The sequence below is a fragment of the Mesorhizobium sp. WSM4840 genome, from assembly GCF_055811755.1.
This window is the reverse complement of record NZ_JBVVQD010000025.1, coordinates 20,014-40,957: the sequence shown is the minus strand read 5'-3', so window position 1 is coordinate 40,957 and position 20,944 is coordinate 20,014. Positions and strand designations below refer to the sequence as shown.

Below are 20,944 nucleotides of genomic sequence, written 5' to 3'. Positions count from 1 at the left end.
AGGGATGCTCACTTGGGCGGCGTGACGTCGGCCTTTAGCCATTTCAGCGAAAGCTTTTTGATGGTGCCGTCGGCAATGGCTTCATCGATCGCCTTGTTGAACATCGCCTTGAGCACCGTATCCTGCTTGCGCAGCCCTGCCCCGGTGCCCCGTCCGAAAACCCCGCCGACAAAACCGGGACCGGCGACGGTGTAGCCTGAGAATTCCGGCTTAGCCAACGTTGCCGCCAAAGCGGTCTGTTGTGCAAACAGGGCATCCACACGGCCGGCCGCGAGATCGAGGTCGTGCTGTTCCGTGGTTTTGTACTCGCGGATTTCGACCGTGCCGTCGAAATACTTTTTCAGGAACTCCAGGTTCGACGTCGCGGCCTGGACGCCGACGATCTTGCCGGCGATTAGCGGCTTGATCTTGTCGATTGCCGCCTTGGCAGGGGCCTCGTCTTCCAGTTTTATCTTCTCGGTCGAGCCGGCCAACGCACCGAGCGGGCTGTCCTTTGCCACGGCGAATCCGGAAGGATCGATGGCGTAGGGCTGAGTGAAGTCGATGACTTCAAGTCGTTTGTCGGTGATGAACATGCTCGCCATGATGACGTCGAACTTACCAACCGTCAGCGCCGGGATGAGCCCGTCCCAGTCCTGCGTAATGATGGTGCATTCGACTTTCATACGTTCACAGAGATTGCGTGCGAGTTCGACCTCCATGCCATCAGGCTTTCCATCAGCGGTGGTAAAGTTCCAGGGCGCATATGCGCCCTCCGTCGCTATGGTGATTTTTTTTGGCGTATCCTCAGCCGAAGCCGACAGAGCGGCAGCTAAGCTCAATGCGGCCGCAAGACATGCAATGGGTAATAGTTTCATGGTTCTGTTCCCCTTTTCCAGCCCTTGGAGGGCATTTTGTCGAAGTCGAGTATGCCTCTAGCGACCCCTTAACGTCGGCTCGGGCTCGCGAACTCGGCCAGCAATGGCGCCGTGTCGAGAATGTGGCTGCGCATCACCGCTTCGGCGGCCCCGGCATCGCCGCCGCGTAGCGAATCGATCACTGCCAGATGCTCCTCTTCGGCGCTGAGCGGTTTTTCGACATAGTCAAACCAAATGCGCAGATAGGGTTCGATGGTCACATGCAGTGATGCGATATGGCGAATAAGCTTCGGGCGGCCGCTAAGATTGCAGATGTAGCCGTGAAATTCCTGGTGCCGTGTTACCCAATCGGCGCCACCAGCAGCGCCACTGCGTTCCATCCGGCTCAATAATCGCTCAAGTTCGGCAATGGTTTCGGCGTTCATCCGAGGCATTGCCAGGCGAACGGCAAGCCCCTCCAGCACCGACCGAATCTCGAACGTCTCGTTGATCTCGTCCAGCGTCAGCCCAGCAACTATACAGCCACGATTTGGGCGGATCACCACCAGCCCGTCGACTGCCAGTCGCTGGAAGGCCTCCCGCACAGGCATCCGGCTCATGCCAATCTCGGCCGCGATCTCTTCCGGGATGAGCCGGTCGCCTGCACGGTAACGCCCGAGGCGTATTGCAGATTGCAGATGTAGAAAAGCTTCCTGCTCCGCAGTGGCAGGCGTCTGGGCGTAGGGAACTCCGGAATGGCTCATCTAGGGATCTTTTTTTTGCACGAATTTCTGATCATCGCAAAATTGGATTTTTGTATCCACAAATACAGTAGAGTTTTCTCGTGCAGTCAAGGCAAATCGGCAAGAGCTCTTGGAGGCGGCGTAAAGCGCTGCGGCAGGACGATCACGGCCTCGACAAGCTGTGCCGTTCGGCCCGACCCGGAAACCTGGGGAGGTCGGAGTGGCTGAGACTTATATCGACTTCCTGTGGTTCGTGCCGCCCAAGCTGCCTGACCGACCACGCCACCGATACGCCCGGTCCTGCCGCTTGAGGGTGGCTGGAGAATTTCGATTCTGCTCTCGCCGAACCACCCGTCGCCTGCAAAAACCCTCTTGCGCTGAAGAACGGCGCATCGCCGCGCATCTCTTTAAAATGACCCACATGGCCTTGGTGCCACCGGCATCGGCCTCGACGAAGTCGACGCCACGAGGCTCCGCCGTAAGCGCCGTCCAGTGTTCGTCATTCCAGTCGATCGCCTCTTCCGGTGAGAGCTGCTGGCGGCTCTGCGCGACCAACGCCTCGTAGTGCCTTTTGTTGGCTTCGCTTTGCTTGCTCGCCATTTTCTGGATCTCCATCTCTTGAGCCGAGTGGATCGAAGAACTGCCTTCGACCGGTCAGACCCGGATACGGACAAGCGGGAGAAAGGGATACAGGCACGACGGCATTCTGCAGCGCCGGCACCGCCATGCGCTGGACGAGGAACAAAGGTCGGGGCCACTGCCCAGCCATCTCGCATACTTGGGCATGTGGTCTCGTAGTCGCTTTGAAGTCTGGGGGAGAGCTTCTGGCAGCAGAGCGGACACCCGTGAGCGGCCGCGTTTGCCCGCCACGTTCGGCTCGGCCACGGCATTTCGAGAACGCAAGGCCGCGGAATTTTGCAGAGCAAATCTTCGCAGCACCGTCGCCCAATTTGCGTGGTAAGACCGCGACGGCGGAACCAGCGGAGTCTCATTTGACCGTGCCTTCTTCTACCACCAAGCGTGCGCTGATCACCGGGGCGGGTGCTGCCGATGGCATCGGCTTTGCCATTGCGCGGCAGCTCGGCCTTGCCGGTCATGCCGTTTTCCTGAACGGTGCCAGCGCGCGTGTACTCGATCGCGCCGCCGAGCTTTGCGCCGAAGGCATCAATGCCAAAGCCGCGGTCGCCGATCTCACCATCGCAGCCGAAGTCGCGCGGCTGCGGGCTGATGTCGGCGCTGTCGACATCCTGGTCAACAATGCAGGCATGGGCTCGCTGGCATCGCCTTCGGCCGATAAGGCGTTTCTCGCCATGACCGAGGCCGACTGGGACCAAGGGATCGACGTCAGCCTGAAGACCGCGTTCCTGGTCACCCGCGCGTTTCTGCCGGCGATGGTAGAGGCAGGCTATGGGCGCATCGTCAATGTGGCGTCGGTTACCGGGCCGCTGGTGTCTTTCGAAGGCACATCAGCCTATTCCGCCGCCAAGGCCGGCATGGTCGGCCTGACGCGCACGCTGGCGCTCGAAGTGGCAAAATGCGGCATCACGGCCAATGCCGTGGCACCCGGCTGGATCGAAACGGGCTCGTCGAGCGCGATGGAGCGGCAAGCTGCCCTCCACACGCCACCGGCGCGGGCCGGGCGACCGGACGAGGTTGCCGCAGCGGTGGTGTTCCTGGCATCGGAAGGCGCCAGCTACGTCAACGGCGCCCTGCTGGTGGTCGACGGCGGCAACAGCCTTCAGGAGCGCAAGGGCTGACTCCGAAACGACCGGTCGTTCACGATCGGGTCGCGGGGTGATGGAAAGCATGGCCTGTTGCACGCCCATAGCTCAGCTGGATAGAGCACCAGACTACGAATCTGGTGTCAGGAGTTCGATCTCTTCGGGCGCGCCATTGCAACTCGATGAAATTCTTTGCATTTTAGCAGTTAACCGGCCGCGAGATACACCATCCCCTCTGGCACACCAACGACCGCCCGGCGATATGCGCCGGCTGGCCAGAATGGATAGCCGCCGAGGCAACATCCGGGCTGCGTATAAACGCAATGGCAATGAGAATGCGAGTTCCGGAACGGCGCGTCCGTAGCGGTCATTCGCCGCCAGTTCTTAACGGCCGCATTGGGGCCCTTCAGAAGCGACCCATAGCTGCCGTTCCCGCGATACAAAAGCTGTTGCAAGCTGGACAGCAATTGAGCCGTCGCTGAGTCGTTGCGGAACGCGTACGGAAGCATAATCTTGGGCAGTGCGATGCTGCGCGAGGTTCCCCAATGGCTTACGAGGCCGCCAAAAAACCGTTGTTCCGAAAACTCGACAACTATCTACTGCATGTAAGCGATCTTGAGGAAGCCATATCCTTTTATCGGGATCGGCTCGGCCATGCCCTCATCTGGCGGGACGCGGAAGCCGCCGGCTTCGCGTTGCCTGAAACTGATGCAGAACTAGTAGTTCATCTTCGTATTGGTCCAGAGACCGATATTCTGGTTGATGACGTGGACGCGGCATTTCGAGAACTTTTGGCAGCGGGCGGAAAGGCAGTGGAACCACCCTTCGACATCGCGATCGGGCGATGCGCCCGTGTTTGTGACCCTTTCGGCAACGTGCTTGTAATATTGGATCAATCGAAGGGAACGTTCACCACGGACGAGGAGCAGAATGTTGTCGGCGTAGAGCCCGCGCGTTAACCAACCTGACCGTCGACATTCACCTAAGCTCGGCCATCAGGCGGAGGAGCGGATTGCGCTGGAAGCGGCCATCCAGCGCTGCCAAATGGCCGCTCCAACGTCAGATCTCGGTGCGTTCGGCGAGCAAGAGCGCATCCTCTATGTCGACGCCCAAGTATCGCACGGTGTTCTCGATCTTGGTGTGACCGAGCAGGATCTGGACGGCTCGGAGGTTGCCGGTCGCCTTGTAGATCATCGATGCCTTCGTGCGTCGCAATGAATGGGTACCATACTCCGCTCGTGCTCATGTGTCGCGAGTGATCCACGCGGCTTGGAAATGCGTGGTCCGCGACCGATCCACCGCGCCTCTCCAGCCAGGCCAGCAAGCTCGCACGCACGTCGGCAGTCAGCTCGAACTGCACCGGACGCCCCGTTTTCTGCTGGACGACAATCGCCCGGGTTCGGATGCCTGATCCGGCAACCAGATCGCCGATCTTGGTCTTGACCAAGTCGCATCCGCGCAGCTTACTGTCGATTGCCAAGTCAAACAGCGCCCGATCCCGAACGCGCCCTTCCCGATCGAGAAAGAAGCGGATGGCCCAAATCTGTTTCTGGGTCAGCGGCCGCTTCGTACCTACCGTTTTCCCTGCGTTCCAAGCAGCGCGGCCTTGCACCGCCGGATCATATTGTGAGTAGCCCATTGCTTTTCTCCTTGGCCTCAATGGCCGCAGGAGAAACGGAACTGACGTTCAGCCTTGGGGCCGACAGCAGACCGGCAGCTTCGGGCTGCGAATATTCAAGAGCGGCCATTCAGGTTGGTGTGGGCATCGTCGTGACCTGACCCAAACGCGACCTTGAATTCGAAAAAGTGAATGCCGGCCTCAGAGCGGAAAGCTGACGTTCAATCCATGAGGTCATTGCGGCCGGGCACTACACGATCAACGGCAGCATCAGGCCGCTTGCAGCATAGTTCAGCACCCCACCATCATCGGCGTAATAACGGGAAGGACGCAAAAGCGATCTGCCCGGCGAGGCCGAGCAGATGCGCGGGGCCCTTGTGGAGCGCTAGCTGTTCAGTGATCGTCCGGTCCGAAAGCACTGCCGACAATGCCGCTTCGGCCAGCATCAATAGCACGAAAGCCACCGCACCGGTGCCCGCAGCTTCGGAGAGCGTTAGTTCACGGTCGCAAAGCAGCCATCCGCAGATGATCCATGCGGCGGTCAGGATCACCGGCAGCTCGACCGCTACGGCGCCAAACTCCCCCAGCCGCGGAACCGGGACCAGCGTGCGGATCGTGCCGAGCGCGACCCCGCAGCAAAAACGGCTGCGAAGTAGAGCGTGCCGAGACGAATTGCCCTCATGCCGCAATCACTTCCCGGACAGGGCGGCGCAGCGAGCGCGGCATCGGCGGAGCGTAGCCGAACCGCAAGACCAGATCGGGTCGGCGATCACCAAGCCCGAGAAGGGCCTGCAGTTCCCGGCGGATGGACGGCACCTCGACCGGCTGGTTCAGATGCGTGTGCCGGATACCGAGCACGGTCGCCTGCAGGGCAAATCGCTGGTAGCTACGTCCCGCCTGGACCCAGTGCGCGGGATCGTCGCGGTCCGAGACGACCACGGCGAGCCCGCTGCTCGACCGCACCTGTCTTGCGTAACGGTCGTTCTCCGCATCGGGTTTGAAGAAGGCCCCGAACATGATCCGCCCCAGGAAAGTCGGCAGCGTCGGATTCCCCGAGGAGCCGGAATAGAGCCCGTCGCCCGTCTCGATCGCCGCGCGCGCGTTGAAGCGCAACCAGGATCTCAGTTCCGCGGCAAAGGCCGGATCCGAAACCTGTGCAGTGTTTGCTGCGAGGATCAACTCCAGAACCTGTTCGATCTTCGCGCGATCTTCGATCAGCACCACTTCGCACCCGGAAATCCGCGCCGCGCCTCGCATCACGCTCAGATCGGCGCTAGGTACCGCGCGGCCGCTGTAGTCCGACCGCGTGCACTGGCGTTCGAAGATCGCGTCGAACAACCCGTCGCGGCTTCCCGCTCGCCCGAATGCGATCTCGATCCGCGCCTCGCCATCGGTGGCGAATTCCATCGCCGAGGACCGTCCGGCAGCGCCCGCCGCAAACATCAGGTTCTCGGCCGCGCAACCCAGTGAAGCGTAGAGGTGGTGGTGATCGGAATCGGCCACCGGCAGAGCGCGTGTCTCGTCGGGTAAGATCGCTACCCCCTCGGCCGTCTGACGGAAGCGCCAGGCCTGCGCATTGTGGCTGTTGGCGGCGAGCGTGGCGTAGTGCACCAGGCTCGTGAACTCGGCCGGGTCTCGGTGGGACCGAAGCGCAGCGGCGGCGGCATCGTAGTCAGGTCCCCAGTTCAGCATGAGGGTGCCTGCTCCGGCAATTGCGGCAGCTCCCCCGGCTATCAGGACGGATCGGCGCGAGACCATGGAGATTCCTTTCGGTAATGACCCGCCGACTGTAGCCCGGCTCACAATGCCCAGCATGATCGAGATCAAGCGGATGGATGAGGCAGTGCGCAGGGAAAGGCCTAACGCGCCAGCGCGCATCTCGCAGCTGCTCCATGGCGAAATACTAGGCGTTCAGGGTACTGCATCCGCCCCGGGCGGCGTTCATGAGCTTGAGCCAAGTCAATAGGCTCGCGAAACGGACCGATAGAATGTCGGCAGTCGGGCCTTCGGAAAACAAGGCAGCAGGGAAAGCTAATGCGTCGCACCAAGCCGCTGCTGTCCCGCTACAGGTGCGCCGATCCTAGGCCAGGGCCCGGGATTCGTGGCCACGATCGCGCAGGACAATCACAGGAACGGCGATCACGCCAGAAACCAGAAGCGGCCAATCTTGGACTACACCCAGCAGCCAAGCTGCACTGCCGCCGATCAGGCTCCAGATGAACGGAATGACGAGAAGCCAGCGCGGAACGGGAGCTTGCGTGAGCAGAAGAAGACCGAAGGTAAAGATCGTCAGTGGGCAGGGCGTGACGCCGAACATTGGGATTTCAGGATAAACGTGTCCGGACAAGATGCCGATGAAAGGATAAAGGACAGCAGCATAGCCAAGGTACGCAACTCCTAACCAGCCGACAGCGCCGGATGGTATGTCGAACTGAAGCTGATCACGAAATACACCGAAATACAGGAAAAGGACTCCCTGCACGGCGAAGAACGCTCCGAAAAGGAGTGCTGCTGGGTTAATGGCCGCAAAGTAGACCCCATGGTAGACAATCCCGGTCCACAGCCACATTGTGGCCAGCCCCCCGACAACAAGCCGATAGAACGCCTGCGACCGCCGAAACAGCATCACGGCGATTCCAAAGCCGATCAGGTAGGCAAGGAATTGTACGGGCCAAATGGCAAGATTGTAGTCGACGAAGACCGCAATAAGCTGTTCCCTGGTGAAAGGCAGCATAGCCAAACCTCCTGATTTTTGCCGATGCTAAGCGTCCGACGCGGTTCCCTCTGACGAGAGTCTAGCTGGCTGGAGACGGGCCGCACCTGATCATCAACCATATTCAAGTGAACTTTAGCGGGACGCCCGTCAGACGACATCGGCGCGAGTTCAGGAAGCTTTCGCCAACGGCTCGGCGTCGGCTTTGGCGCGCGCAAACTGATCGAAGGCCTCGATCGCATGGCTCGCATACATGGCCGACGGACCGGCGCCCATATAGATCGCCATGCCGAGCGTTTCGAGCACCTCTTCGCGGCTCGCTCCCTGCTCCACGGCGGCCTTGGCGTGGAAGCCGATACAGTCGTCGCAGCGGATCGCGACGGAAATGCCGAGCGCAATCAGCTCCTTGGTCTTGGTGTCGAGTGCATTGGCCTTGAGCGCGGCTTGGGCGACGCCGGAAAAGCTCTTCATCACCTCGGGCGCCCCGCCGCGCAACTCGCGCAGCGGCCCGATGAGTTCGCCGGTCAGGTTCTTCCAGTCGATATGCATGATGTCTCCATGAGCGATGTGTTTAATCAGGCCGGCTCGAGCTCCTGCTGTGGCCTATGCGGCTCCGACACGTCCGGCTCCTCGTCCGCTCCCGGCCTCCCCTTCCGCCCGTCACCCCTGAGTGCGATGTAGATCGCCGGGATGACGAGCACGGTGAGCGCGGTCGAGGAGGCGAGGCCGAACAGCAGCGAGATCGCCAGGCCCTGAAAGATCGGATCCGTCAGGATCACTGCTGCGCCGATCATGGCCGCCACCGCCGTGAGCAGGATCGGCTTGAAGCGAATGGCGCCGGCTTCGAGCAGCACGTCGATCAGCGCCCGGTCCGGCGTGCGCGCCTCGCGGATGAAGTCGACGAGCAGGATCGAGTTGCGCACGATGATGCCCGCCAGCGCGATGAAGCCGATCATGGAGGTCGCCGAGAACGGCGCGGCGAACAGCCAGTGGCCGATCATGATGCCGATGAAGGTGAGCGGGATCGGCGTCAGGATGACCAGCGGCAGCTTGAACGAGCCGAACTGCGCGACGACGAGGATGTAGATGCCGAGGATCGCGACCATGAAGGCGGCGCCCATGTCGCGGAACGTGACCCAGGTCACCTCCCACTCGCCGTCCCACAGCAGAGTCGGGACCGACTCGTCGTCCGGCTGTCCGTTGAGCTTGATCACCGGCTTCGGCACATCGCCCCAATCGGCGGCCTCGATCGCGTCGGCGACCGCCACCATGCCGTAGACCGGTGCCTCGAATTGACCGGCCAGTTCCGCCGTCACCATCTCGGCAGCGCGGCCGTTGTGCCGGAAGATGGGATAAGAGGCGGGCTCGCGGCTCATGGTCACCACGTCGCCGAGTTCGACGATGCCGCGCCCGCCCGGCAGCGCATTGGCAGGGACCGGCGTGGTAAGCGCTCGCTCACCGACCACCTTCTGACCCTTGGCGAGCGCGATGCGGATCGGGATCGGCTGGCGACCCTCGCCGCGATGCGAATAGCCGACAGTCGAGCCCGCATAGAGATAGCGGATCGAATCGTATACGTCGCCCTGCTCGACCCGGTAATATTCGAGGTTGTCCTGGTCGACGCTGAGGCGAACGCGCTCGTGCTGCACACCGAAGGAATTGTCCACATCCACGACGAACGGGACGCTCTCGAAAGTCTCCCGCACCTTGGCGGCGACAGCGCGCCGGGTCTCTGGATCCGGGCCGTAGATTTCGGCGAGCAGCGTGCCCATCACCGGCGGCCCAGGCGGTGGCTCCACCACCTTGATCGACGTGCCGGCCGGCAGGTCGAGGTCGCCCAGGCGCTCACGCATGTCGAGCGCGACGTCGTGGCTTGCGTGATCACGCTCGCCCTTGGGTAGGAGGTTGACCTGAACGTCGCCCATCTCGGGCGAGGAGCGCAGGTAATAGTGCCGCACCAAACCATTGAAGTTGAACGGTGCGGACGTGCCCGCATAGCTCTGAAACGAGACGATCTCGGGGACGCCGGCCAGACGGTCGACGACCTGCTGGAGGACGCGATCGGTCGCCTCGACGGAAGAGCCTTCCGGCAGGTCGACCACCACCTGCAGCTCCGCCTTGTTGTCGAACGGCAGCAGCTTGACCGTTACGTCCCTAGTGTAGATGAGGCCGAGCGAAGCCATCGTCGCGAAGCCGACGAGAAGCAGGAATGTCCAGGCTCGCGCGCGCGACTTCAGGATAGGCCGCGCAACCGCGACATAGGCCTTTCCGAGCCGGCCGCCGTGTTCGGCGCCGTGACCGTGGCCATGGCCCGCCGCGCCCGACTTGCCGGTGAACTTGATCATCAGCCACGGCGTCAGCGTTACCGCGACGAAGAAGGAAAACAGCATGGCGGCCGAGGCATTGGCCGGGATCGGGCTCATATACGGCCCCATCAGGCCCGACACGAAGAGCATCGGCAGGAGCGCGGCGACGACCGTCAGGGTCGCAACGATTGTTGGGTTCCCGACCTCGGCGACGGCCTCGATCGCTGCCTGGGTGCGCGTGCGGCCATCCTTCATGGCCCAGTGACGGGCGATGTTTTCGATCACCACGATGGCGTCGTCCACCAGGATGCCGATCGAGAAGATCAGCGCGAACAGGCTGACCCGGTTGAGCGTGTAACCCATGATCCGGGACGCGAACAGCGTCAGCAGGATCGTTGTCGGAATGACGACCGCGACCACGAGCGCCTCACGCCAGCCGATCGCGAAGGCGACGAGGAGCACGATCGAAACCGTGGCAAGACCGAGATGAAATAGAAGCTCGTTGGCCTTCTCGTTGGCGGTCTCGCCGTAGTCACGCGTGATCGTCATCTCGACATCTTCAGGAAAGATCTGCCCGCGCACCTGTTCGAGACGGTGGATGATGTTCTCCGCGATGACGACGGCATTGGTGCCGGGCCGCTTCGCGATCGCCAGCGAGACTGCCGGCATGCGCTCGAGTCCGTCCTCGGTCCTGCGCACTTCCGTCACGCGCGTCTCGTTCGGCTCCGTTGCCAGCAAGACATCGGCCACGTCGCGCACATAGACCGGCCGCCCGTCGCGTGCGGTAAGCAGGAGATTTCCGATCTGGGCCTGCGTCTGCAGCGTTTGGCCGGCGACCAGCGTGCGTTGCTCACCGTCGTCGCGAACACGCGCGGCCTGGAACGACCGGTTGGCGCCTTCGACCTTGGCGGTCAGCTGCTGGAGCGTGATGCCGTGGAGAGACAGCTTTTCCGGATCGGGCTCGACGCGGATTTCCTCGGGCTGCTCGCCGACGATATAAGTCAGCCCGATATCGGGCAGCTTCGCAACCTCGACCTGCAGTTCGCGTGCAAGCCGCGTCAAACCGTTCGCTGTCCAACGTGGCGCCGCCTCTGGCTTCGGTGTGAGGGTCACGACGACGATGGCGACATCGTCGATGCCGCGTCCGACGATCAGCGGCTCCGGAACGCCGACCGGGATGCGATCCATATTGGCGCGGACCTTGTCGTGCACGCGCAGGATTGCTGCATCGGCGCTCGTGCCGACGAGGAAGCGGGCGGTGATGAGCGCGCCGTCGTCCTGTGTCTGCGAATAGACATGCTCGACCCCGTCAATGCTCTTGACGAGGGTCTCGAGTGGCTCGGTGACCAGTTTGACTGCATCCTCCGCCTTCAGCCCGTTAGCCTGGACATGGATGTCCACCATGGGCACGGAAATCTGCGGCTCTTCCTCGCGCGGCAGCGTGATCAGCGCGACGAGGCCGAGCACGAAGGCTGTAATCAGGAAGAGGGGCGTGAGCGGCGAGGCGATGAACGAGCGCGTCAGGCCGCCGGCTATTCCGAGCTTCATGGGATCCGCACCTCGTCGCCGTCGCGCAGGCCGGTGAGTATCTCCACCAGCGGACCACCTTCGTCCAGGAAGGTCTCTCCGAGGATGACCGCGACGTCCGTCTTGCCGCCAGCGGTTGCCACGCCGACATAGTCGACGCCGTGGCGTGTCGTCACCGCCTCCGGCGGGACGGCAATGGCGCTGCGGCTGCCGACGGGAATCCGCACGAGCGTGCGCTCGTTCACGAAATAGTCGCCGAGGCCGTCCACCTCGACGTCGGCGATGACGCGGCCTTCCGAGATCTCGGGATAGACCTTGACGACACGTCCCTCGCGCTCGGTCTCCGCCTCCGGATTCCTGCCGAGCCCGCGCCTGCCGATCAGCACCATGTTACCTTCGGTGATCTCGGCGGCATGCCGCTCGGGCAGCGAGAGGCGCAGATAGTATTGCCCGGTTGCAACGCGCGCTATCTCCTCGCCGGGCATGATGACGGAGCCGGGCGTGACCGGCACGGTCAGCACGCGCCCCGATGCTGGGGCGAGAATCGCACCCTCGCGCGCCTGCTCCTCGATGACCGCCTTGCCCGCCTCGGCGGCGGCAAGCTGATTGACGGCGACCTCGAATTGCGTCTTGGCCTGATCAACACGGCCCTGGGGCGCGATGCCGCGCGCGAAGAGCTGTTCGGCCCGGTCGAGTTCGGTCCTGGCGTTATCGAGCTGCGAGCGCAGTTCCATGATCTTGGCTTCGGCCGCGCCGAGCTCGAGAGCGATCTTCTCATCGACGACCGTGGCGACGACCTGCCCTTCCTCGACCTGGCTGCCCTCGGCGACATTGACCTCGCGGATCGTGCCGCCGATGCGGGCGCGCGCCGGCACCACCATCCGGCTCTGCACCTGTCCGAACACCGCCTTCATCTCTGGAATGGTGATCGTCCTGGCCGTGAATTCAGCGCCCGCGGCCGGAAAAGCGGCACCGGCTATTAGCAGGGCTAGGACAAGGGCTTTGGACCGAGACATCGGAACCTCTATGGAAATGCGCGGAAGGTGCCGCGGGCCCTTTTCAGGCCCGCGGGGAATCAAGCAGTTTTGGTATTCCGCTACTTGAAGGCGACGCCCGGCTTGCAGCCGAGCTTCCTGAAGGCGATCGCCACCGGACAAAAGCCGGTGACGGAGGCCTGCATCATGTTCAGCCCTGCGAAGGCCGTCAGCAGATACCAGTAGGGCGACACGTAGAAGCCAAGCGCGAGGGAGGAGAGCACCAGGAACCCGGCAAACATCAGGACGGCACGATCGAGAGTCATCTTCATCTCCTAGTATGGGAACCGCACTCATTCGGTCGGTTCGAGGTGGACTTGCTTGAGCTTGTTGATGCCCAGCATGTCGAGGACGAGGTTCTCGTAGAACGTCTCGCTCTTGCCCTGCCGGACCTTGCGGAGGAATACTTCTCGAAGCCGATCTTGGCCGCGTGCACCCACTTGCCCTGCGACGACCAGTTGACGTTGCGCGGCGGAATCTGCGGCTGCGCCACGAAGGCGATGTCCTCGTCGCCGAAGTCGGCAAGACAGACCGCATTCCAGCTCGCGACCGCCCTCGGCTCTTTACCACGCAGGAGGGCGCCGACATTTTCCGCAGCCGCCGTCACCATCGATTCGATCATGAAGCCGGTCTTCGGCACGCCGACCGGCAGCGACGTCTTGCCGACGGGGGGAATGGCGACGCCGACGCCGATCGCGAATACGTTCGGGAAATTCGGGTTGCGCTGATGCTTGTCGATCGTGACGAAGCCGCGCGGATTGGTGAGTCCTTCGATCCCGTAGACCGCCGGCACGCCGCGGAAGGCGGGCAGCATCATCGAGAATGCGAAGGGAAGCTCATGGGCGGCCTTGGTCAGGCCGTCCTCGTTGACCTCCTCGACGAACATGCGGCCCGGCTCGACCTTCGTCACCTTGGCATTGGTGATCCATTTGATGTGACGCTCGCGCATCGCGCTCTCGAGCAGGCCCTTGGTATCGCCGACGCCCTCGAGCCCGAGATGGCCGATGTATGGCTCCGGCGTGACGAAGGTCATCGGCACCTGGTCTCGCTTCTTTGCGCGCCTCAGGGCAGTGTCGAGTATGAAGGCGAACTCGTAAGCGGGGCCGAAACAGGAGGCGCCCTGAACCGCACCCACCACGATCGGCCCTGGCGACTTGACCAGTGCGTCGAATGCGCCTTTTGCATCAACTGCGTGGGCGGTCTGGCAGACGGATTGCGTGTTGCCGGCCGGTCCGAGGCCGGGAATCTCGTCGAAGGCAAGATCGGGGCCCGTGGCGAGGATCAGGCAATCGTATTCGAGAAACGAGCCGTCGTTGAGCTCGACCCGATTTTCCGCGGGATGGACGCGCCTGGCGCCCTCGGGCTTGAGATCAATGCCCGTGCGCTTGAAGATCGGCGCGAGATCGACAGTTATCTCCTCCGGCCGGCGCCAGCCGACCGCGACCCAGGGATTGGACGGTACGAAAGAATAGGTGGAGCCGAGATTGACGACCGTCAGCCTGTCCGACGGGCGCATCTTGTCCTTCATCTCGTAGGCCATGATGACGCCGCCGAGATCGGCGCCGAGAACGACGATATGCGACATGGGCATTTCCTCCTTGTGCGGGACCGCCGACATTGTTTCTTCCACCCGCCGCGCGCTTGCGCCTTGATCCGGCTCAAATCCCGCTGGAAGATGACCGACTGCGCATCACGGCAAACACTCCGATTTCGACCGGATAGTGTTTCGGCACCAACCGGCTTTCGTGCTTGCATGTAACATTCAAATATTTTAAATTCAAGATCATGAATGTAAAAGAAATGATCCCCGCCTCCGACAAGGCTGCCGAGCTGATGCGCAGCCTGTCGCATCCTCAGCGATTGCTGGTGCTATGCGCGTTGGGTGGGGAAGAGAAATCAGTCGCCGAACTGCGTGAGGCGCTCGGCATCGATCAGGTGCCGATGTCGCAGCAATTGATGCGCTTGAGGGCGGACGGGCTGGTCGAATCGCGCCGGGTGGGAACGACGGTCTATTACCGGATCACCCGACCCGAGGTCCTGACCGTGGTCGAGGCGCTCCACGCGGCGTTTTGCAAGTCAAGGTGAGGCCCCCAGTCCAAGGAGCGCCCCGAAGCTCTCCTTCGCCCGAATCCGCGATGACAGGACCTACCAGTTGCCGCCAAAGGGCTTGCTGCCGGATCGATGAGGCCGAGTCGAAGCGGCGCGAGAATTCGTCGTCATGACAGGCGGCATCGCCGGCATCAGCGCGCTCGAAGATGCGCTGGATATCATCGAAGGTCGCGCCGGCACCAGGATCGCCAGTCGGGAACCCACTCGGCCGAAAGTGTGGCGTATCGATGCGCCGCTTTGACCTGATCTGTTCTGAGGTCAAGGTTCCTCTTCGAAGTGATGACCTTCCGCCATCCAATACGCGTCCGTCACACAAACGCTGGGCGCCAAGGTCGTGTTTCAGACGCTAACCGGATGCACAGCAAGGACCGGAGCAACGACTGCACTTGGCACAACAGGCTCGTTCCGACGGACGCAGGGAACGACAAAGTTCCACCCACAGCCGTCGTTTAGCATGCTCTAATATCTGGCGGGCTCCACTCGCTAACGTTGTGCTACATTATTCACGCGTGGGGGGCGATCGATTGGGCCGCGAGGTTTTCAATTCCGGTGTTAGGCGCATTGCTACCGCGCACTGCAGCGTGCGTCCGGATGCCGCTTGGCGTGTCGCCGAAGCGCGCACGGAATAAGCGATTGAAGTGCGAAATGTCGGAAAAACCGACCTCCAACGCGATGTCGGAAATCCGACGTGGGCTGTCGCGCCCATCGGTGAGCAGCGTAAGGACCCGTTGCAGCCTCAACTCATTCACGCGCTCGGTGAACGAGGTTGCCGCCATCTCCAACAAACGCTGCAGATAGCGCGGCGAAATGTTGAGATGTCGCGCGACAGACCCAATGCTAAGTTCCGGATCTTGGAAGAACGCGGCGATGTAGTCGAGAACCTCACCCAGGCGGGCGGCTGCAACAGCGCTTAAGCTGCTCTCTCCGAAAGGGGCGTGTGCCCCACCGCGAGCGCTACAAGATCGTAAACGTGCGTCGCTACCGCATCGCGCAGTTCGGATGGGGCCGGACGGACCTTCCCACGCACCAGCCTCAGATAAGCTAGCAGAAGACGCAGCGCCTCGTTGCGCTGCGAGATAAGCCGCATGGTCGCGTCGTCGATATCTGTCAAGCGTGACTCAAGTGCTTCGCGTGGAAGTACCAGCGCAAGATGCGAGCCCCGTGCATAAGTGACAGTGGCCGGCTCCGTGTGCAGAAGAGCGATAGCCTCACCGGCACTAAGCGCTGTATCCCGATCACGCTGCGAAACGGTCGCGCTCGCGCTCAAGTTGACAATCATGCCGATAGTTTCATCGCCATCAGCAAGGTTCGCTTGCGTGCGCTGCAAGCGCATGGGCGAGCTCGTAAACGAAAGGGTGCGCAAACCATGCAGCGAGTGCAGCGTCGCATCAACATGAAACGGCGCACCCGGCAAGGGTTCGATGTCGACGTGCAGCATCCTCTGCCCGAATTCCTCGCGCCACATCGGCATGCACTCACGATCGGGAAGCTCGCTTGTCAAGAATCTCAGCGCCACAACGTCCGACGCGCCCGCCAGCATCGGCACGGCGCAACGCGACACCTTCAGCACGCGTATCCCCGACTTCGGCGACCCCGCGCTGATGCCGGAGCTGCGCAAGCAGCATGTCATGATCGACGTTAACGTTCCGTCGGCATGGGCCTGGCTGCTCGGGCGCGTTCCCTTCCCGATACTGATCTTTCTCGGCATCATGGTCGTCGGGGGCCTCGTCAGGCTTGTGGGCGGATCGAGGGCATCACCAGGGTCTGCCATGCCCACGTATGGGCTGATGGGACTTCTCGCCGGTCTTTTGGGAAAACAGCAGCAAGCGGCGAGCCCGCCAGCGCACGAGAGCGACGAGACGAAAAATCCTTAGATAGCTCCCACCGGGGATCGCGAGAGTTCGCCGGTCGCAGTCTCTAGCCGGCCGTCGCGCAACCGGAATATATGGTCGAAGCGGTCCAGAATCATCTCGTCGTGCGTGACCACGATGATGGCTGCGTTCTGGTCGATCGCGATCCGGCGCAACAAATCCATCACGATGCGCGCGCGCACGGAATCGAGCGGTGCAGTCGGTTCGTCCGCGAGAATAATTCGCGGCCGATTGGCGAGCGCGCGGGCGATCGCCACGCGTTGGGCTTCGCCGCCGGAGAGCTGTGCTGGCATCGCATGCTTGCGGTGACCGACCTCCAGATAATCGAGCAGGTCGACGGCGCGGTTGCGCGCTGCCGCAGCGCCGAAGCCGGCGAGGTGGAGCACGATGGCGACATTGTCGCTGCCGTCGAGGAACGGCAGCAGATTGGGGTACTGGAAGATAAAGCCGATCTTGTCGAGCCGAAGGCGGCGCAGATCGGACTTGAGCCAGCGGTCATCATAGACGACTTCGCCGTCCAGCGTGATGCGACCGCTGCTCGGCTCCAGAATGCAGGCGACGCAATTGAGCAGCGTGGTCTTGCCGGAGCCGCTCGGGCCCATCAGTCCGACGACCTGGCCGGGAAAGACCTCCAAGTTGATGTCGATCAACGCGTCGACCCGCGCACTCCCCGCGCCGAAATGCTTGGAGAGATGTTCGACGCGCACAACGGCCTGTCTGTCCGTCTCCGCCATCGTCCTACCCCGAAGCTGCGAGCGCTGCGGCGGGGTCCACCTTCAGGGCTAGCCGAATGCCGAGCGTGCTCGCAGCCAGGCAGACCACGATCGTGATGACGAACACGACCGTGATGCTTTCGGGATCCAACACGAGCCGCCTCGGGAAATAGGGCTTGAATGTAAGAACCAGAGCGAGGCCGGCGAAATAACCTAACAGCCCCATCGACAGGGCCTGCTGGACGACAAGGCCGACGATGGTGCGATCAGGAGCACCGACGAATTTGAGCGTGGCGATCGAGCGCACCTTGTCCATCGTCATCGTGTAGATGATCAAGGCAATAATCACCGCCGATACAATCACCAGCAGCACCATGATCATCATCTGCTGACTGCGCGCTTTCTCGATGACGAATTTGCTCAGCAAGGTCTCCTGCTGTTCCTGCGTGAGTGTAGTGAGGTGTTTCCAGCGCGACAGCGCCGTGGCCACCTCATTGATCGGGACAAAGGGCGACACCTTGGCGATGACCGCGTTGATCTGGTCGTTGGTTTCAGCCGTTCCGCCGCGGGCGGCCTCGCGCCGCGCGGCCGGAGGGGCAAGTTCGAACTGCAGCGCTTGAGCGTCGTGCAAGGTGATGTAGCCGACGGGATCGCCGGACGATGTGACTTCCGCACGCATCAGGCCGACGACCGTGAAGTTGTGCCCGTGGGTGCCCAGCGGCACTTCCTGTCCGAGCTTTAGACTGGCGGAGCGATCGATGATCATTTCGTAATGGTCGCGCAGAACGTCGCGCCCGGTCGACAGCTTGCGGGGCCCGCCGGGCCGGCCGGGCTCGAAGCCGATGAGGAACAGGCGGAGCGGCTTGCCGTTCAGCTCGGTCTGCACCGATTGATAAGTGACGGCGCCGGCGCGCTCTATACCGTAAACCCGGCTGACTAATTCCCTGGTGTCGCCCGGAATACGCGATGACTCGGCAAACGGCCCGTTGGTCCCGGCCTCGACCACCCAGAGATCCGCGTTGGCCGCACGGGCCTGACGCAATGCGTCATCGATCAGGCCGCCATAAACGCCGGTGATCATGATCACGATGCCGAGCAGCAGACTCAATCCGAAGTTGGTCAGGACGAAACGCAGCAGATTGTGCTTGATGTCCCGGTAGGCCAGATTCATCGACTTGACCCTTCGGCGACCTTTGCCGCACGGCCGACGCGCAGTCCGCTTCGTAACGTCGTGACGACGAGGGCGTGCTCCGGGACGCCCCCGGTGATCTCAAAGCGCCCGTCCAGCAACCGGCGCCCAAGCGTCACGTTGCGCTGCTCCAGGTATCCGTCCTCGACGGTCCATACGGTTCCTTGATTGGCGCCGAGCCCGGTGATCGCCGCTTCCGGGGCCAATAGGGCTTGCGGAAGCCGGACGGTCGTGATGTGGGCCTCGGCCTGTTCGCCGAGGTACAAGTCAGCCGGCAGCGTGTCGAAGGCAATCTCGACGCGCCGTTCCTCGTTGACGCGATCGCTTTCCGGCTGGATGCGCACCACGTGGCCAGCGATGCGCCGACCTGGCTGAGATCGCAGCACAATCTCGGCGGGCTCGCCGACAGAGATCTCGCCGGCCTTGCTCTCGTCGATATAGGCGAGCGCCCACACGGTCCTGGGATCGATCAGCGTGAACACCGGCTCGCCCGCGCCGAGCGCCGAGCCAAGTTCCTTGAGGCGCGCGGTCACCATGGCGTCGTAGGGTGCGGTAAGGGTGTAAAATTCCAATATAGTTGATTGCAGCAACTGCTGTGCTTTGGCATCGCCGATGTTGGCCTTGGCCACCAGGACATCGCTCTGTGCCAGATTCACATCGGCAAGCGCCGCATCCTGTGCCGCCTGCGCCGTCTGCGCGGCTTCGACAGAGGTGCTGTTGCCCTTCAGCAGCATTTGCCGACGCTCGTTGATGCTCTTGGCGTTCGCGTAGTTCGCCTGAGCCTTTTCGACGCTTGCAGTAGCCCTTTGAAGATTGGCTTCGGCCTGTTGGACCATCGCGTTTGCCCGGGCGACCTGTGCGCTCTGCTCCCGGTCATCAAGGCGGGCGAGAACCGCACCCTTGGCGACGTGCTCGCCAACATCAGCGCGCAAATCGACCACGACGCCGGATACCTTGAAACCGATCTTGGATGTGACGCGCGCCTCGACCGTCCCGAGGCCGAACACCTGCACGGGCACGTCTCGTTCGACGGCCGCGACGTGAACCTCGATTGGGCGCAGGAACATCGCCCATGCGCCGAGACCCGCGCCAATGGCGACGGCCAGCACGATGGCGAGCAAGAGCACACGAGCGGTCACAGGTCGACGTGCCTTCCCGACGACTTGGTCCTGTGCCTTTCCGGCGACGGAAGGGGTCTCCTTCATGATCGGCTTTGGAACTTCAAGCATATACGTTCCTTACGATGAGCACGGCACGGCTCATGCTGTCTTGCTGCACCTTGGCCGCGGTACTCGCAATGACCTGAATCAAACTGCGGCGTCTGTTCGTCAGGCAGGAAGGAGGCCGTTGTGCCGTCGACCTGCCAAGCCGCCCCCGATAGGCAACGTCCACTTTTTGGGCCTAACCGACCGTTGGATTACAGGGGGCCGACGTCCGGACATGGCGCAACCGCGACCTCCAGCGTAGTCGCCGGCGATGTCTGCTTTCAGACAGCGTCACCAATGTACTTTGTCTGAATAATAAGAATGGACCTGATGGTCGGCCGGTCCTTCGTGGCAACCGCCGGTCCCGATCCGCGCCATTTCCGAAGAGGCGGACAGCGCGACGGTTCGCCACCTCGGCTGAAGTGCAGCGAGCCATCGGCTTCAATATCGACGTGCTGGTTGTCTGGCAGCAGGAGGCAGACGCCCGTCGGCGGGCATTGCAGCCCAGTTCGATGCCGCGTCTGGTCCACGACGGCCGGATCCAAGTGGAGGTGCCTCCCAGGGCCGCTCCCGGCAAAGTGGTGCCCCGAACCGCCCCCCAGCGGCAGGCATTGATCTCACCGTCGCCGACGTGACCACGATCGAGGCGACCCGTACCTTTTGGGACAAGGTGGTGATCGCCCATGGATTGCGCCGCTGGTACGAGCGGCGCGGCGAACTGCGGCAGGAAGGCCAGCGGGTGTCTCGGCACTACTATGACCTGCACTGTCTTCTCGGATCCGAGACCGGAAAGGCCGCGCTCGGCGATCTCGATCTTGGCGCCGATTGTGTGCGGCACGCACGAATGTTTTTCGACCGTCCCGACTATGACCTCGCTTCAGCAGTCCCAGGCAGCTTCGCAATCGCGCCGAGCCCCGAGATGGTGGACGCGCTCGCGCGCGACTATGCCAACACGACCGCCATGATCTTCGGCGCACCGCCGAGCTTCGACGATATCCTGGCCTCGGCCCGGCAGATCGAGCAGAGCATCAACGGCAAGTAGCTGTTCACAACCGCGTCCGCCTTCTCTCTCATGAGCGAGCCGCCTCTTTGCGGCCCTTAGTTCGTCGAGAGTTGGCTGCCACCAAACGGCGCCATCGATCTCCGTCTTGGAACCCCGAGCGCGAGAGCCAGGTTTGATGAGCTCACCCAGGTCGGCAGGACGCCATTGCCCCCAGACTGTGAATCGGCGGCATCCATTGCCCCTCCTACTTGCAATGAAATCAACTGAATAGGACGCCGAACGGCATCGAGACCCCACTCCGATTCACGCCGGAACATCAGGCCATTAGTGATGGATGGGATCCGGCTGAGGCCCGC

At 62.4% G+C, this 20,944-nt stretch carries 21 protein-coding genes and 2 pseudogenes; 6 read left to right on the top strand and 17 right to left on the bottom strand.

The window, feature by feature from the left end:
- Window positions 1–8: 8 nt before the first annotated feature.
- From AC0L3I_RS27095 to AC0L3I_RS27085, 3 genes are all read right to left on the bottom strand, one after another.
- Window positions 9–857 carry a transporter substrate-binding domain-containing protein gene (locus AC0L3I_RS27095; protein WP_473528883.1) on the bottom strand — a complete coding sequence of 283 codons (849 nt, stop codon included), beginning with the start codon at window positions 855–857 and terminating at the stop codon, window positions 9–11.
- Window positions 858–925: 68 nt separating this feature from the next.
- The gene (locus tag AC0L3I_RS27090; protein WP_473528882.1) at window positions 926–1,600 is read right to left on the bottom strand and encodes a GntR family transcriptional regulator; all 675 of its coding nucleotides are present in this window, start codon (window positions 1,598–1,600) and stop codon (window positions 926–928) included.
- Window positions 1,601–1,810: 210 nt separating this feature from the next.
- Window positions 1,811–2,179: a hypothetical protein gene (locus AC0L3I_RS27085; protein ID WP_473528881.1), complete on the bottom strand. Its 369-nt coding sequence runs from the start codon at window positions 2,177–2,179 to the stop codon at window positions 1,811–1,813.
- Window positions 2,180–2,577: 398 nt separating this feature from the next.
- Between AC0L3I_RS27085 and AC0L3I_RS27080 the strand changes: the two genes are divergently transcribed.
- A complete protein-coding gene (locus AC0L3I_RS27080) occupies window positions 2,578–3,336 on the top strand; it encodes an SDR family NAD(P)-dependent oxidoreductase (protein ID WP_473528936.1) in 759 nt (252 codons plus the stop codon).
- Between the two features lie 509 nt (window positions 3,337–3,845).
- Window positions 3,846–4,259 (top strand): VOC family protein, encoded by a 414-nt coding sequence (locus AC0L3I_RS27075; protein WP_107647531.1) that lies wholly within the window; start codon window positions 3,846–3,848, stop codon window positions 4,257–4,259.
- Between the two features lie 100 nt (window positions 4,260–4,359).
- Here AC0L3I_RS27075 and AC0L3I_RS27070 read toward each other — a convergent pair.
- The 9 genes and pseudogenes from AC0L3I_RS27070 to AC0L3I_RS27030 all read right to left on the bottom strand — a co-directional run bounded on the left by AC0L3I_RS27070 (window position 4,360) and on the right by AC0L3I_RS27030 (window position 14,083).
- A pseudogene (locus AC0L3I_RS27070) lies at window positions 4,360–4,939 on the bottom strand (tyrosine-type recombinase/integrase).
- Between the two features lie 284 nt (window positions 4,940–5,223).
- Window positions 5,224–5,607 (bottom strand): hypothetical protein, encoded by a 384-nt coding sequence (locus AC0L3I_RS27065; protein WP_473528880.1) that lies wholly within the window; start codon window positions 5,605–5,607, stop codon window positions 5,224–5,226.
- Window positions 5,597–6,610, bottom strand: coding sequence for an Acg family FMN-binding oxidoreductase (locus AC0L3I_RS27060; protein WP_473528879.1), 1,014 nt, complete (start codon window positions 6,608–6,610; stop codon window positions 5,597–5,599). Before AC0L3I_RS27060 ends, AC0L3I_RS27065 begins: the two co-directional genes overlap by 11 nt.
- A 388-nt stretch (window positions 6,611–6,998) precedes the next feature.
- A complete protein-coding gene (locus AC0L3I_RS27055; protein ID WP_473528878.1) occupies window positions 6,999–7,652 on the bottom strand; it encodes a DUF6064 family protein in 654 nt (217 codons plus the stop codon).
- Between the two features lie 150 nt (window positions 7,653–7,802).
- On the bottom strand, window positions 7,803–8,180 hold the full coding sequence (locus AC0L3I_RS27050; RefSeq protein WP_473528877.1) for a carboxymuconolactone decarboxylase family protein: 378 nt from the start codon (window positions 8,178–8,180) through the stop codon (window positions 7,803–7,805).
- Between the two features lie 26 nt (window positions 8,181–8,206).
- Window positions 8,207–11,485, bottom strand: a complete 3,279-nt coding sequence (locus AC0L3I_RS27045) for an efflux RND transporter permease subunit (protein WP_473528876.1) — start codon at window positions 11,483–11,485, stop codon at window positions 8,207–8,209.
- Window positions 11,482–12,480, bottom strand: a complete 999-nt coding sequence (locus AC0L3I_RS27040) for an efflux RND transporter periplasmic adaptor subunit (protein WP_473528875.1) — start codon at window positions 12,478–12,480, stop codon at window positions 11,482–11,484. The genes AC0L3I_RS27045 and AC0L3I_RS27040 overlap by 4 nt, the downstream gene beginning before the upstream one ends.
- Before the next feature lie 80 nt (window positions 12,481–12,560).
- Window positions 12,561–12,764 carry a YgaP family membrane protein gene (locus AC0L3I_RS27035; protein ID WP_473528874.1) on the bottom strand — a complete coding sequence of 68 codons (204 nt, stop codon included), beginning with the start codon at window positions 12,762–12,764 and terminating at the stop codon, window positions 12,561–12,563.
- A gap of 27 nt (window positions 12,765–12,791) precedes the next feature.
- Window positions 12,792–14,083, bottom strand: a pseudogene (locus AC0L3I_RS27030) (NAD(P)/FAD-dependent oxidoreductase).
- A 215-nt stretch (window positions 14,084–14,298) separates the two neighbouring features.
- Between AC0L3I_RS27030 and AC0L3I_RS27025 the strand changes: the two are divergent.
- On the top strand, window positions 14,299–14,583 hold the full coding sequence (locus AC0L3I_RS27025) for an ArsR/SmtB family transcription factor (RefSeq protein ID WP_473528873.1): 285 nt from the start codon (window positions 14,299–14,301) through the stop codon (window positions 14,581–14,583).
- Window positions 14,584–14,716: 133 nt separating this feature from the next.
- The gene (locus tag AC0L3I_RS27020) at window positions 14,717–14,848 is read left to right on the top strand and encodes a hypothetical protein (RefSeq protein ID WP_473528872.1); all 132 of its coding nucleotides are present in this window, start codon (window positions 14,717–14,719) and stop codon (window positions 14,846–14,848) included.
- A 262-nt stretch (window positions 14,849–15,110) separates the two neighbouring features.
- On the opposite strand, the gene AC0L3I_RS27015 is transcribed toward AC0L3I_RS27020, so the two are convergent.
- Complete coding sequence (locus tag AC0L3I_RS27015) at window positions 15,111–15,383, bottom strand: helix-turn-helix domain-containing protein (RefSeq protein WP_473528935.1); 273 nt, start codon at window positions 15,381–15,383, stop codon at window positions 15,111–15,113.
- A 134-nt stretch (window positions 15,384–15,517) separates the two neighbouring features.
- Entirely contained in the window at window positions 15,518–16,045 is a 528-nt protein-coding gene (locus AC0L3I_RS27010; RefSeq protein ID WP_473528871.1) for an AraC-like ligand-binding domain-containing protein, read from the bottom strand.
- Between AC0L3I_RS27010 and AC0L3I_RS27005 the strand changes: the two genes are divergently transcribed.
- Entirely contained in the window at window positions 16,029–16,481 is a 453-nt protein-coding gene (locus tag AC0L3I_RS27005) for a hypothetical protein (RefSeq protein WP_473528870.1), read from the top strand. The two genes, AC0L3I_RS27010 and AC0L3I_RS27005, sit on opposite strands and share 17 nt — an antisense overlap.
- Here the strand turns inward: AC0L3I_RS27005 and AC0L3I_RS27000 are convergent.
- Genes AC0L3I_RS27000 through AC0L3I_RS26990 form a run of 3 tightly spaced genes read right to left on the bottom strand, consistent with a single transcriptional unit; the run spans window position 16,478 to window position 19,519 of the window.
- Window positions 16,478–17,212 carry an ABC transporter ATP-binding protein gene (locus AC0L3I_RS27000; RefSeq protein WP_473528869.1) on the bottom strand — a complete coding sequence of 245 codons (735 nt, stop codon included), beginning with the start codon at window positions 17,210–17,212 and terminating at the stop codon, window positions 16,478–16,480. The genes AC0L3I_RS27005 and AC0L3I_RS27000 overlap by 4 nt on opposite strands.
- A 4-nt stretch (window positions 17,213–17,216) precedes the next feature.
- Entirely contained in the window at window positions 17,217–18,362 is a 1,146-nt protein-coding gene (locus tag AC0L3I_RS26995) for an ABC transporter permease (RefSeq protein WP_473528868.1), read from the bottom strand.
- Window positions 18,359–19,519, bottom strand: a complete 1,161-nt coding sequence (locus AC0L3I_RS26990) for an efflux RND transporter periplasmic adaptor subunit (RefSeq protein WP_473528867.1) — start codon at window positions 19,517–19,519, stop codon at window positions 18,359–18,361. The genes AC0L3I_RS26995 and AC0L3I_RS26990 overlap by 4 nt, the downstream gene beginning before the upstream one ends.
- 697 nt (window positions 19,520–20,216) lie before the next feature.
- Here AC0L3I_RS26990 and AC0L3I_RS26985 point away from each other — a divergent pair.
- Window positions 20,217–20,627, top strand: a complete 411-nt coding sequence (locus AC0L3I_RS26985) for a nucleotidyl transferase AbiEii/AbiGii toxin family protein (RefSeq protein WP_473528866.1) — start codon at window positions 20,217–20,219, stop codon at window positions 20,625–20,627.
- Window positions 20,628–20,944 lie beyond the last annotated feature (317 nt).

Bases quoted from the DNA above. Each gene is read 5' to 3' on its own strand.
- AC0L3I_RS27075 (WP_107647531.1), top strand. From the start codon at position 3,846: ATGGCTTACGAGGCCGCCAAAAAACCGTTGTTCCGAAAACTCGACAAC.
- AC0L3I_RS27020 (WP_473528872.1), top strand. From the start codon at position 14,717: ATGACAGGCGGCATCGCCGGCATCAGCGCGCTCGAAGATGCGCTGGAT.
- AC0L3I_RS27025 (WP_473528873.1), top strand. From the start codon at position 14,299: ATGATCCCCGCCTCCGACAAGGCTGCCGAGCTGATGCGCAGCCTGTCG.
- AC0L3I_RS27085 (WP_473528881.1), bottom strand. From the start codon at position 2,179: ATGGCGAGCAAGCAAAGCGAAGCCAACAAAAGGCACTACGAGGCGTTG.
- AC0L3I_RS27090 (WP_473528882.1), bottom strand. From the start codon at position 1,600: ATGAGCCATTCCGGAGTTCCCTACGCCCAGACGCCTGCCACTGCGGAG.
- AC0L3I_RS27010 (WP_473528871.1), bottom strand. From the start codon at position 16,045: ATGCTGCACGTCGACATCGAACCCTTGCCGGGTGCGCCGTTTCATGTT.
- AC0L3I_RS27035 (WP_473528874.1), bottom strand. From the start codon at position 12,764: ATGACTCTCGATCGTGCCGTCCTGATGTTTGCCGGGTTCCTGGTGCTC.
- AC0L3I_RS27050 (WP_473528877.1), bottom strand. From the start codon at position 8,180: ATGCATATCGACTGGAAGAACCTGACCGGCGAACTCATCGGGCCGCTG.
- AC0L3I_RS27045 (WP_473528876.1), bottom strand. From the start codon at position 11,485: ATGAAGCTCGGAATAGCCGGCGGCCTGACGCGCTCGTTCATCGCCTCG.
- AC0L3I_RS27005 (WP_473528870.1), top strand. From the start codon at position 16,029: ATGTCGACGTGCAGCATCCTCTGCCCGAATTCCTCGCGCCACATCGGC.
- AC0L3I_RS27040 (WP_473528875.1), bottom strand. From the start codon at position 12,480: ATGTCTCGGTCCAAAGCCCTTGTCCTAGCCCTGCTAATAGCCGGTGCC.
- AC0L3I_RS26995 (WP_473528868.1), bottom strand. From the start codon at position 18,362: ATGAATCTGGCCTACCGGGACATCAAGCACAATCTGCTGCGTTTCGTC.
- AC0L3I_RS27095 (WP_473528883.1), bottom strand. From the start codon at position 857: ATGAAACTATTACCCATTGCATGTCTTGCGGCCGCATTGAGCTTAGCT.
- AC0L3I_RS27055 (WP_473528878.1), bottom strand. From the start codon at position 7,652: ATGCTGCCTTTCACCAGGGAACAGCTTATTGCGGTCTTCGTCGACTAC.
- AC0L3I_RS27000 (WP_473528869.1), bottom strand. From the start codon at position 17,212: ATGGCGGAGACGGACAGACAGGCCGTTGTGCGCGTCGAACATCTCTCC.
- AC0L3I_RS27060 (WP_473528879.1), bottom strand. From the start codon at position 6,610: ATGCTGAACTGGGGACCTGACTACGATGCCGCCGCCGCTGCGCTTCGG.
- AC0L3I_RS27015 (WP_473528935.1), bottom strand. From the start codon at position 15,383: ATGGCGGCAACCTCGTTCACCGAGCGCGTGAATGAGTTGAGGCTGCAA.